10 protein-coding genes and 1 pseudogene are annotated in these 10509 nt (G+C 60.4%); 10 read left to right on the top strand and 1 reads right to left on the bottom strand.

Features of this window, described 5'->3' with window-relative positions; translation table 11 throughout:
* Positions 1–91 precede the first annotated feature (91 nt).
* From F7R19_RS23795 to F7R19_RS23805, 3 genes are all read left to right on the top strand, one after another.
* Entirely contained in the window at positions 92–697 is a 606-nt protein-coding gene (locus F7R19_RS23795; RefSeq protein WP_062794306.1) for a type IV toxin-antitoxin system AbiEi family antitoxin domain-containing protein, read from the top strand.
* Positions 694–1557 (top strand): nucleotidyl transferase AbiEii/AbiGii toxin family protein, encoded by an 864-nt coding sequence (locus tag F7R19_RS23800; RefSeq protein WP_150982220.1) that lies wholly within the window; start codon positions 694–696, stop codon positions 1555–1557. The genes F7R19_RS23795 and F7R19_RS23800 overlap by 4 nt, the downstream gene beginning before the upstream one ends.
* A gap of 82 nt (positions 1558–1639) precedes the next feature.
* The gene (locus F7R19_RS23805) at positions 1640–1972 is read left to right on the top strand and encodes a hypothetical protein (RefSeq protein WP_211922786.1); all 333 of its coding nucleotides are present in this window, start codon (positions 1640–1642) and stop codon (positions 1970–1972) included.
* Between the two features lie 111 nt (positions 1973–2083).
* Here F7R19_RS23805 and F7R19_RS23810 read toward each other — a convergent pair whose 3' ends face one another.
* A complete protein-coding gene (locus tag F7R19_RS23810; RefSeq protein WP_456151698.1) occupies positions 2084–2380 on the bottom strand; it encodes a Wadjet anti-phage system protein JetD domain-containing protein in 297 nt (98 codons plus the stop codon).
* Here F7R19_RS23810 and F7R19_RS30710 point away from each other — a divergent pair.
* The 7 genes and pseudogenes from F7R19_RS30710 to F7R19_RS23850 all read left to right on the top strand — a co-directional run bounded on the left by F7R19_RS30710 (position 2267) and on the right by F7R19_RS23850 (position 10426).
* Complete coding sequence (locus tag F7R19_RS30710) at positions 2267–2716, top strand: hypothetical protein (RefSeq protein ID WP_425545163.1); 450 nt, start codon at positions 2267–2269, stop codon at positions 2714–2716. The two genes, F7R19_RS23810 and F7R19_RS30710, sit on opposite strands and share 114 nt — an antisense overlap.
* 291 nt (positions 2717–3007) lie before the next feature.
* Complete coding sequence (locus tag F7R19_RS30715) at positions 3008–3400, top strand: helix-turn-helix domain-containing protein (RefSeq protein WP_287874973.1); 393 nt, start codon at positions 3008–3010, stop codon at positions 3398–3400.
* Between the two features lie 97 nt (positions 3401–3497).
* A complete protein-coding gene (locus tag F7R19_RS23830) occupies positions 3498–4070 on the top strand; it encodes an Hsp20/alpha crystallin family protein (protein WP_150982221.1) in 573 nt (190 codons plus the stop codon).
* Between the two features lie 100 nt (positions 4071–4170).
* A pseudogene (gene clpK / locus F7R19_RS23835) lies at positions 4171–7024 on the top strand (heat shock survival AAA family ATPase ClpK).
* A gap of 275 nt (positions 7025–7299) precedes the next feature.
* Positions 7300–9183, top strand: a complete 1884-nt coding sequence (gene ftsH, locus F7R19_RS23840) for an ATP-dependent zinc metalloprotease FtsH (RefSeq protein WP_150982222.1) — start codon at positions 7300–7302, stop codon at positions 9181–9183.
* Complete coding sequence (gene trxC, locus F7R19_RS23845) at positions 9180–9617, top strand: thioredoxin TrxC (RefSeq protein ID WP_150982223.1); 438 nt, start codon at positions 9180–9182, stop codon at positions 9615–9617. Before ftsH ends, trxC begins: the two co-directional genes overlap by 4 nt.
* 158 nt (positions 9618–9775) lie before the next feature.
* A complete protein-coding gene (locus F7R19_RS23850) occupies positions 9776–10426 on the top strand; it encodes a PAS domain-containing protein (RefSeq protein WP_223505878.1) in 651 nt (216 codons plus the stop codon).
* Positions 10427–10509 lie beyond the last annotated feature (83 nt).

A 10509-nucleotide genomic window follows, 5' to 3' on the forward strand; every position in this document is an offset into this window, starting at 1 on the left:
GCCAGCAGCGATACCGGGAGAACGTGGGCTAAATGTTTCGTTTTATCTCCCAGAAGTTGCATTCGACGAAATAACGGAACATACTCCACCCATGCTCTCCAGTACCCACAATCAACGCGTCCTCGATCTGGCCAGCCAGAAGGGGCTACTGCGCGCCAGCGATCTGGACGCCATCAGTGCGCCTCGGGTCGTTCTGACGCGCCTGACCGCTGCGGGTCTACTAGAGAAGGTGGGGCGTGGCCTGTACCGTCTGCCGGATGCACAGGTTTCGGAATTCGAGAGCCTTGGCACCATCGCCACCAAGGTACCTCAAGCGGTGTTCTGCCTGCTTACAGCGCTGCAGTTTCATGAGCTGACCACACAGCTGCCGCGTCAGATCTGGATCGCCATGCCTCGGGGCAGCCACCCGCCCCGGGTCGACTACCCGCCCGTCAAGATGGTGCAGTTCACGGGTGATGCCTACTCGGCAGGGATTGAGGAAGTCGAACGCGACGGTGTCAGGCTCCGGGTGTACGGCGTGGCCAAGACCGTGGCGGACTGCTTCAAGCACCGCAACAAGATCGGGCTGGATGTGGCGCTGGAGGCGCTGAAGGACGCTCGGGCGCGCAGCAAGGCCTCCGTCGACGACATCTGGCGTTTCGCCAAGATATGCCGCGTGGCCAATGTGATGCGCCCCTACCTGGAGAGTGTCGGATGAGTGCGGCCACCCCAAATGTCGCGGCATCCGTCCGTGCGCGTCTGCTCAATGTCGCCAAGGCGCAAGGCGTCGATTTCAATCAGGTGCTGGTGCGCTTCGCCTTGGAGCGCATCCTCTATCGGCTGACCCAGTCGCCGCACGCGGACCGTTTTCTGCTCAAAGGTGCGCTGCTGTTCACGCTCTGGTACGACATGCCACACCGGGCCACACGCGACGCCGACCTGTTGGGTTTCGGTGCTAGTGATCTGGAGTCAGTGGCCCAAGTATTCCGGGACATCGCAGCTGTACCGGTCGACGACGGCATCGTGTTCGACCCAGCCTCGGTCACAGTCGAGGAGATCCGCAAGGAAGCTGGCTACGGCGGCGTTCGCGTGATGATTGCGGGCGATCTGGCCAGAGCACGTTGCAAGACCCAAATCGATGTCGGTTTCGGCGACGCCGTCACCCCGGCGCCTGTTGATTCGGTCTACCCAGTACTGCTGGAGGAAATGCCCGCGCCACGGCTGCGGGCCTACCCAACGTACACCGTCATCGCGGAAAAGCTCCACGCCATCGCATTGCTGGGCATGACCAACAGCCGCCTGAAGGACTACTTCGATCTGTCGGTGCTGTTGGAACGAGAAACTCTGGACACTGATCTGCTGGCCCAAGCGATCAAGGCCACATTCGAAAGACGCGGCATGGCGGTTCCTGACGCGCTGCCAGTCGGCCTGACGGACGAGTTTGCGCACGACGCTTCGCGCCAGGCGCTGTGGCTGGCATTTCTCAAGAAGAACGAACTTCCGCCAGAACCCTTGCCCGCCATCGTTGGCCGCTTGAGCGTGGCATTGGCCCCCGCGCTGAACGTCGTCGCTCGTTGAATACCCCTTCATAGGGCAGCCGCTTCGCGCCCTTCGCCACGGTCAGTGGCGGTCTCCATACGGACTTTGCATGGAGACCACGATGACTACTCGACTTTGCGCACACTGCGGCCACCCCTTCGAACCCCGCCCACAGGTTCCCGACCAAGCGTTCTGCTCCGCCCCTGAATGCCAGCGGGCTCGCAAGCGCGAATGGCAGCGAGCAAAACTCCAATCCGATCCTGACTACCGCATCAACCAGCAGGCGGCCCAGCGCGCGTGGTCACAGCGCAATCACGACTATTGGCGCAATCACCGAGACGCACAACAGGTCAACGGCGATCAAGGGGAGCAACCTACCACCGCCCATCGGCAGCCAGTCATCGATCCGGTAAAGATGGACGTGTCAGTGCTGCCTTCCGGTACCTCCGGCTGAATTCGCCGCCCAGCACCGCAACGCCAACCCAACAACCACCAACGCAGGATCAGTTAACCTACAAACCCCTGGACCTCTCTCCAACTGATTGGTATGGCTGGAGGGGGCAGGTCATTTCAACTCTGGAATGTATGAACGGGCGCCATGCAGAATGGCAAATCCATGGGTATCCACGTCACCCCAGTAGATGCACCTCGCACGGGCAAGCCAAGGTAGCCGGGCCAACACGTCGACGTTATAGCCTAGGCGCATGAACACGACAGCGCCCGGCATGTCGGACATTGCCAGTCCCGTTTGAAGGTTCTCAACAATGAACACATGCGAGACAGGCCACGCGATCGCATTCTCAAGCTCACCGAGCAGGAGTTCGTGGATGCCGTTTCCCGAGTGCACGCGATCCGAGACCACGCCATCAAGCAGGAAAACGAGCACTTGGGCTTGCCTGACCGACCGCAGGCCGGCGACGACAAGGTGGAAAAGTTCGGCGAGTGGCTCTGGCGGCAGCGATCCCGCGAAGGGCGGACGGTGCTTGAGCTGTTGAACTACGTTGTCTGGGGCAACGGCAGTGTTTCAGCCCGGCTCTGGAACGCGATCCGCAGCGACGACTGGGCAATTCCGCACATTGGTCTGAGCAGCCTCGGGGAAATCGTCGGCTGGGCGCGCCCGGATGAGTTTCCGCCAAGGAACATGCGGACGAGCAAGGGGCTGCGGGCGCTCGGTTACAACGTGAGGATCGGTGTGTGAATTGCTCGTACCACTTGGTTATGGCCTGTTTCCTTACCTCCGTCGGCGGTCCTCTTTCGCGCGAATGGCACACTGCGTATCGACGAGATCGATATCCGCGGCGTTCCGGAGACGAGCAAAAGCCTGGCACCGCATCGGTGTGGCGCGTCCTTAACATCGCAGGCAGTACGCCCTTGAGGCCACAGCAAGTCTAAGAGCCGCGCCTTTGCCTTCCAAGATCGACGCTGATTCCCGTCAACACCCAACCTGCCCGGGCAGGCTAGGCGGCTCTGTGAACCCCGCGCGAGCCTCGTGCGTTTCGATATCAACACCCGTCAGGGCACAGATCGGCCGTCTGGCATGTATCCGTGTGAACGGGAAGAACATCTATGCCTTGTGCCCTTGACTTTTTTGCTGTCCGGAGCAAACTTTGCAAAGACTTGCAAGATTTCCGCAATCATCGCTCAGATGAAGGAGCGTGGAGAAGATGCGATGAAAGCCGACCATCTATTGATCCTTACGCTTGATGAGTTGGCCGCCTATTTGAAGATCGGTAAGCGAACACTGTATGGACTCACCGCGAAAGGGGAGATTCCCGCTTTCAAAGTGGGTGGTGTATGGCGATTTCGGAGAGGCGAGATTGATCAGTGGATTGCCGATCAGACGCAAGCCAGCACGAAGAAGGAGGTGATGCGCAAACGTTAACAGCAGAGATCAGCCGAACCGGACTTGTCGCGGCCGCGCAATGTCCGTCTCAACAGGCGAACGAGTTAACTGAATCTTCTCTATTTGGAGGTGTGACATGGATATTGACTTCAAGAAGTTGGCACCCTGGAACTGGTTCAAGAAGGAGCAGGAGGAGCAGCAAACCGCCTCTTCCGCTCTGCCTGTGCAGCGCAATGATGTGCCGGTGACAGCTGGTGCGGTCAGTCCGATTTTGCAGTTGCATCGCGAGATTGATCGTCTGTTCGATGATGCATTTCGGGGGTTCGGATTTCCTGCACTGGCCGTGCAGCGCTTGCCAGCCGACTGGCCGGGCATGCTAATGCCGGCCCTGGACATCCAGGAAGCCGACAAACAGTACAAGATCGCTTTGGAACTTCCCGGTGTGGAGGAAAAGGATATCCAGATCACCCTCGACAGCGACGTGCTGGTAGTACGCGGCGAGAAGCGTCAGGAGCAGGAAAAGAAAGAGGGTAGCTTTCACCGCATCGAACGCTCCTATGGCAGCTTCCAGCGTGCCCTGAATCTGCCAGATGATGCCAACCAGGATTCGATCAAAGCCAATTTCAAGAATGGAGTGCTGACGATCACCATGGACAAGCGAGAGGTCAGTGCACCAAAACGGGGGCGTTCGATACCGGTCAATAGCTGACGTCCTCAACCAACTCTTTCATATCGAAAGTGATTAAACCATCGGCGCGGCACCGTGACATACGGTGCCTCGCTGCCTCTCTAAGTTAAGGAGTGTCAGCATGGCCAGAAAACAATGCCAAGTCTGCGGCCAGCCCGCCACGGTGCGGGTGGAAGCCAATCTCAATGGTCGTCACAGCACCATGCTGCTCTGTGACGATCATTACCGCCACCTCGTGCGCCAGCAGAAGCGCACCGTTTCTCCGCTGGAAGCCTTGTTTGGCGCGCGCAGCGGTCTGTTTGAGGACTTTCTGGGCAGCGACTTTTTCCGTATTGGTGACGAGTCGGCGACGGTTGCGGCCGATGCAGATGATGTGGTCGATGCCTCATTTGGCGAACCGGCTTCGGCGGGGGCAGGCGCACCGCGCCGTCGAGGCGGCGGCGGACTGGCTAGCCGTATCAGCGAGCAGTCAGAGGCGTTGCTACAGGAAGCCGCCAAGCATGCCGCCGAGTTTGGTCGTCCGGAGGTCGATACCGAACACCTGCTGCTGGCGCTGACCGACAGCGATGTGGTCAAAACCATCCTGGGTCAATTCAAGATCAAGGTTGATGACCTCAAGCGACAGATCGAATCCGAAGCCAAACGCGGTGATAAGCCGTTCGAGGGCGAGATTGGCGTGTCGCCGCGCGTCAAGGATGCACTGAGTCGTGCTTTCGTGGCGTCCAACGAACTGGGTCACTCGTATGTCGGCCCGGAGCACTTCCTGATCGGCTTGGCAGAGGAAGGCGAAGGATTGGCCGCCAACCTGCTGCGCCGATACGGCCTCACGCCGCAGGCGCTGCGTCAACAGGTGAGCAAGGTGGTCGGCAAGGGGGCCGAGGACGGGCGCGCTGAGACGCCGACCAACACACCCGAACTCGACAAGTACTCGCGTGATCTCACCAAAATGGCGCGTGACGGCAAGCTCGATCCGGTCATCGGCCGCGCACAGGAGATTGAGACCACCATCGAGGTGCTGGCCCGGCGCAAGAAGAACAATCCGGTACTAATCGGCGAGCCGGGGGTGGGCAAGACGGCCATCGTCGAGGGGCTGGCGCAGCGCATGGTAGCCGGCGAAGTGCCTGAGACATTACGCGACAAGCGCTTGGTGGAATTGAACATCAACGCCATGGTCGCGGGGGCCAAGTACCGGGGTGAATTCGAGGAGCGTGTGCAGAAGGTGCTCAAGGAAGTGACCGAGCACCAGGGCGAACTCATCTTGTTTATCGACGAGGTGCACACAATCGTTGGCGCCGGCCAGGGTGGCGGCGAAGGCGGGCTCGACGTGGCCAATGTCTTCAAGCCGATGATGGCGCGCGGCGAACTCAACTTGATCGGTGCCACCACGCTCAACGAGTACCAGAAGTACATTGAAAAGGATGCCGCGCTGGAGCGCCGCTTCCAGCCGGTGATGGTGCCCGAGCCGACGGTAGCACAGACCATGATGATCCTTCGCGGCCTGCGCGACACCTTCGAAGCGCACCACAAGGTCAGTATTACGGAGGACGCGATCATTGCGGCCGCTGAGCTCTCTGACCGGTATATCACGGCACGCTTTTCTCCCCGACAAGGCCATCGACTTGTTGGATCAGGCCGCCGCGCGAGTGAAGCTGTCGGCCACGGCGCGCCCGGTGGCCGTGCAGGAGCTTGAATCCGAACTGCACCAATTGCGCCGCGAGCAAGACTATGTGGCGTCGCGCAAGCAGTACGACAAGGCTGCTGAACTTGGCAAGCGCATCGAGGCCAAGGAAGCCGAACTCAAGAAACTCATCGAAGACTGGGAGCGTGAGCGTGCTTCGGGAAGCGCCGAGGTCAAGGCCCAGCACGTAGCGCAGATCGTGTCGCGGCTCACCGGCATTCCGGTCAACGAGCTGACCGTGGAGGAGCGCGAGAAGCTGCTGCACCTGGAGCAACGGCTGCACGAGCGCCTGGTAAGCCAGGACGAGGCCGTGCGGGCTGTGGCCGACGCGGTACGCCTGTCGCGGGCGGGCCTGCGCGAAGGCAGCAAGCCGGTGGCGACCTTCCTGTTCCTGGGGCCGACAGGGGTTGGCAAGACCGAACTCGCCAAGGCTCTGGCTGAAGCCATCTACGGCGATGAGGGTGCGCTCTTGCGCATCGATATGTCTGAGTACGGCGAGCGCCATACCGTGGCACGTCTGGTCGGCGCACCTCCGGGCTACGTTGGTTACGACGAGGGTGGGCAGCTGACCGAGAAGGTGCGGCGTAAACCCTACAGCGTTTTGCTGCTTGACGAGATCGAAAAGGCACACCCCGACGTCTACAACATTCTGCTGCAGGTCTTCGACGATGGACGCCTCACCGATGGCAAAGGTCGGGTGGTGGACTTCACCAACACCATCATCATCGCAACATCCAATCTCGGCTCGGACATCATCCAGCGTCGCTTGAAGGCACGCGGTGCTGCAGGCGAGGAGTACGAAAAAACCAAGGCCGAAGTGATGGACGTGTTGCGCGGACACTTCCGTCCGGAGTTTCTCAACCGCATCGACGAGATCATCGTATTCCACGCCCTGGGCAAGGAGGAGATTCGCCATATCGTCGGCCTGCAACTTGACCGTGTGGCGCGCAACGCGGCCAGCCAAGGGGTAACGCTGACTTACGACCAGACGCTGATCGACCACTTTGCCCAAGAAGGATACAAGCCCGAGTTTGGGGCACGTGAGCTCAAGCGATTGATTCGCAGCGAGTTGGAAACCGCGCTGGCGAGGGAAATGCTCGGTGGCGGCATCGGCAAGGACGATCACGCCAATGCACGCTGGGACGAGAAAGCTGAGCGCGTGAGCTTCGAGCGCAAGGAGCCGCCGGAGGCCCAGGTCGGGACGGAGAAACCCGACGAAGCCAAGACCGCCGAGGAGCCGCAGAGCGATACGGGCAAGACGGCGCGCAAGAAGAAACCGTCGAGCGGGCAAATATGATGCATCGGGAGGCCCTCGTGGCCAACTCTAGCGCAGGGCTGGTACGGGTTGTCTCCCTTTCATCACTCGCGGCCACTGTCACCAAGGCGACGGGACATTGCACCCTCGTGCAGTGGGTGGTGCGGCTCCTTACTGGCGGGTGCTTGCGCATGGAGTCAGCCTATGCGAGCGCCTGGGAGCGCTGCGTACGCCCGCTTACGATCCGGTTGGGCAACGGATTGGCTCGTCTGTTCACACCCAATCCTTAGCGACTCGATTCTCGAGGGATACCGATTATGGAGAAGAAAGATCAATGGAATATCGGTTACTGGATCGTCGCGATCCTCTTGCTGCTGATGTTTCAGAACTATTGGCAGGCGGCGAAGACGGTCGAGCCCGTGCCGTACAGCGAGTTCGAGAAAGCGCTGGCCGACGGACGTGTCGCCGAAGTACTGGTGTCGGACCGCGCGGTCACCGGGCGCCTGAAAGCGCCGGACAGCCGCGGCAAGACCACGATCGTAGCGACCCGCGTCGAACCCGACCTCGCAGATCGCCTGTCGAAATATGACGTGCCCTATGCCCGCGTGGTGCAAAGCACATGGCTGCGCGACATCCTGTCTTGGATTCTGCCGGCCGTAGCCTTCTTCGGGGTCTGGTTCTTCCTGTTCCGACGCTTCGCCGAAAAGCAGGGGATGGGTGGCTTTCTGAATATTGGCAAGAGCCGCGCCAAGGTTTTCATGGAGAAGAACACGGGCGTGACCTTTGCCGATGTGGCTGGCGTCGATGAAGCCAAGGCCGAGTTGGTCGAGATCGTCGATTTCCTCAAGAATCCGCAGGAGTATGGACGTCTCGGGGCACGCATTCCCAAGGGCGTGTTGCTGGTCGGCCCACCGGGCACCGGCAAAACACTGCTGGCCAAGGCCGTGGCCGGCGAGGCGGCGGTGCCCTTCTTCTCCATCTCCGGATCAGAGTTTGTCGAGATGTTCGTCGGCGTGGGTGCGGCCCGTGTGCGCGACCTGTTCGAACAGGCGCGTGCGCAGGCGCCGGCCATCATCTTCATCGATGAGTTGGACGCCCTGGGCCGCGCGCGCGGTGTTGGAGGACCGATCGGTGGACACGACGAGCGAGAGCAGACGCTGAACCAGTTGCTCACCGAAATGGACGGCTTCGACAGCTCAGTCGGGCTGATCATCCTCGCAGCCACCAACCGGCCGGAGATCCTGGATCAGGCCTTGCTGCGCGCCGGTCGCTTCGACCGTCAGGTGCTGGTGGACCGTCCCGACAAGAAAGGTCGCCTGGATATCCTGAAGGTCCATGTCAAGAAGATCACCCTGGCCCACGAGGTAGATCTGGAACAGGTGGCGGCACTGACCACCGGCTTTTCCGGCGCCGATCTGGCCAATCTCGTGAACGAAGCAGCGCTGAACGCGACCCGGCGCAAGGCGCAGGCTGTGGAACTGAAAGACTTCACCGCCGCCATCGAGCGCATCGTGGCCGGCCTGGAAAGGAAGAACCGTGTGCTCAATCCGAAGGAGCGGGAAACCGTGGCCTATCACGAGATGGGGCATGCGCTGGTGGCGCTGGCGCTGCCCGGCACCGATCCGGTACACAAGATTTCAATCGTTCCGCGTGGCATCGGTGCACTCGGCTACACCCTGCAGCGGCCCACCGAAGACCGATTTCTGATGACACGTGCCGACCTGGAGCACAAGATCGCCGTGCTCCTGGGCGGGCGTGCGGCTGAGAAGCTCGTGTTTGGCGAGCTGTCCACAGGGGCTTCAGACGATCTCGCGCGGGCCACCGACATCGCCCGCGACATGATTACGCGCTTCGGCATGGATGAGGGCTTGGGGTACGTCGCTTTTGAGGCACAGAGGCCGCGTTTTCTTGATGCGCCTGAACTGGTACAGGGTGGCTGCCGAGTAGCCGAATCGACTCAGACACGCATCGACCAAGCCATCCGTGACATTGTGATGGGTGTGTTTGATCGTGCATACCGAATTCTCGAAATTAACCGAGAAGTGCTGGAGCGATGCGCGCGCGAACTGCTCGCACGGGAAACGCTGGATGAACACAGCATCCGGCAACTGACGCAAGGGCTACAGCTTGAAAGCCCATGTCACGGCGGCCCAACTGCGGGAGCCATTACTTCCTCTGTGTCCCAAGGAGCCACCTCATGAGCGACAGCATTCATATCGTCTGCCCACACTGCCAATCCATCAATCGCGTGCCAGCCAACAAGTTGGCAGAGAAGCCCAATTGCGGGCGGTGCCAGCACCCGCTGTTCACCGGAGACCCCATTGATCTGACCACGGCGACCTTCGCGCGTCATCTGGAGCGTAGTGACCTGCCGCTGCTGGTGGACTTTTGGGCGCCGTGGTGCGGACCGTGCAAGATGATGGCGCCGCAGTTCGAGCAGGCAGCCTCCCTGCTTGAACCCAAGGTCAGGTTGGCCAAGGTGAATACCGAGGCCGAGCCTCACCTGGCCGCCCAGTTCGGTATTCGCAGCATTCCAACCCTGATTTTGTTCCGAGGGGGACATGAGGTTGCACGTCAGGCGGGCGCCATGGGCGCGCAGGACATGGTGCGCTGGGTGGCATCCCGCTTGTCGTGATAACCCGGCGCGAACCACCCTGCTTATCAGTTGTTCGATCCTTGAAGAAAGTGCGTAGACGCGATGCATAGCGACCCCAACCACACAATCTTTGACGAAATGCGTTCCCAGTTGCAGAAACTTTGGAACCTCTGTTTCACCCATAATGAGCGCCACCTTTGAACGAGACTCCTCAAATCTCAGCCCAACACTGTGGCCAGATTAACCAGAACGCCCATTTTGGCAGTTGGCATCTCGATCTTGGCTCGCAACTCTTCACCTGCTCCGATGAAGCCTGCCGCGTGCTCGGCCTGGATGTTGGTGCGCCAATAGCCTTCGAGCGATTCCTGCAGTGCATTCACCCTGAAGACCGCCCCCTCTTCGAAAGGGTATGGGATGCTGCCATGTGCGGAAAGTCCCTTGATCTGCGGTATCGCATCGTCAGCGGAGGGCAGGTTCGCTGGATACACCTGCGGGCAACATTCAAGGGCGACGCCTCTGGTCGGCCCATAGCGGCAGACGGGACGGTAGAGGACATCACCGATCTCAAGAGGGTCGAGCAGGCGCTGAACTCCATGCGCCTACAGCGAGAAGAGTTGGCCAGCCACGTTCCCGGTATGCTTTACCAATACCGCCTTCGTCCGGACGGCAGCTCGCACTTCCCTTATGCCAGCGCCAAGATGCGGGAAATATACGGGGTTGCACCGGAGGATGTTGTTGAAGATGCCACTCCTGCGTTCGCGGCGCTCCATCCTGAAGACCGTGACCGTGTGCATGAAACCATACTGACCTTGCCCCTGTTCCACGAATCCCATAACCGAGGGAATTAGGCAGCCCGGTGTTGCTGAGCTGCGGACCAGTTTTTCTCGAACGTCATGGGGCTGACGTAGCCCAGCGTCGAGTGGAGTCGGCT

This window comes from Cupriavidus pauculus (assembly GCF_008801835.1).
GTDB classification, from domain to species: domain Bacteria; phylum Pseudomonadota; class Gammaproteobacteria; order Burkholderiales; family Burkholderiaceae; genus Cupriavidus; species Cupriavidus pauculus.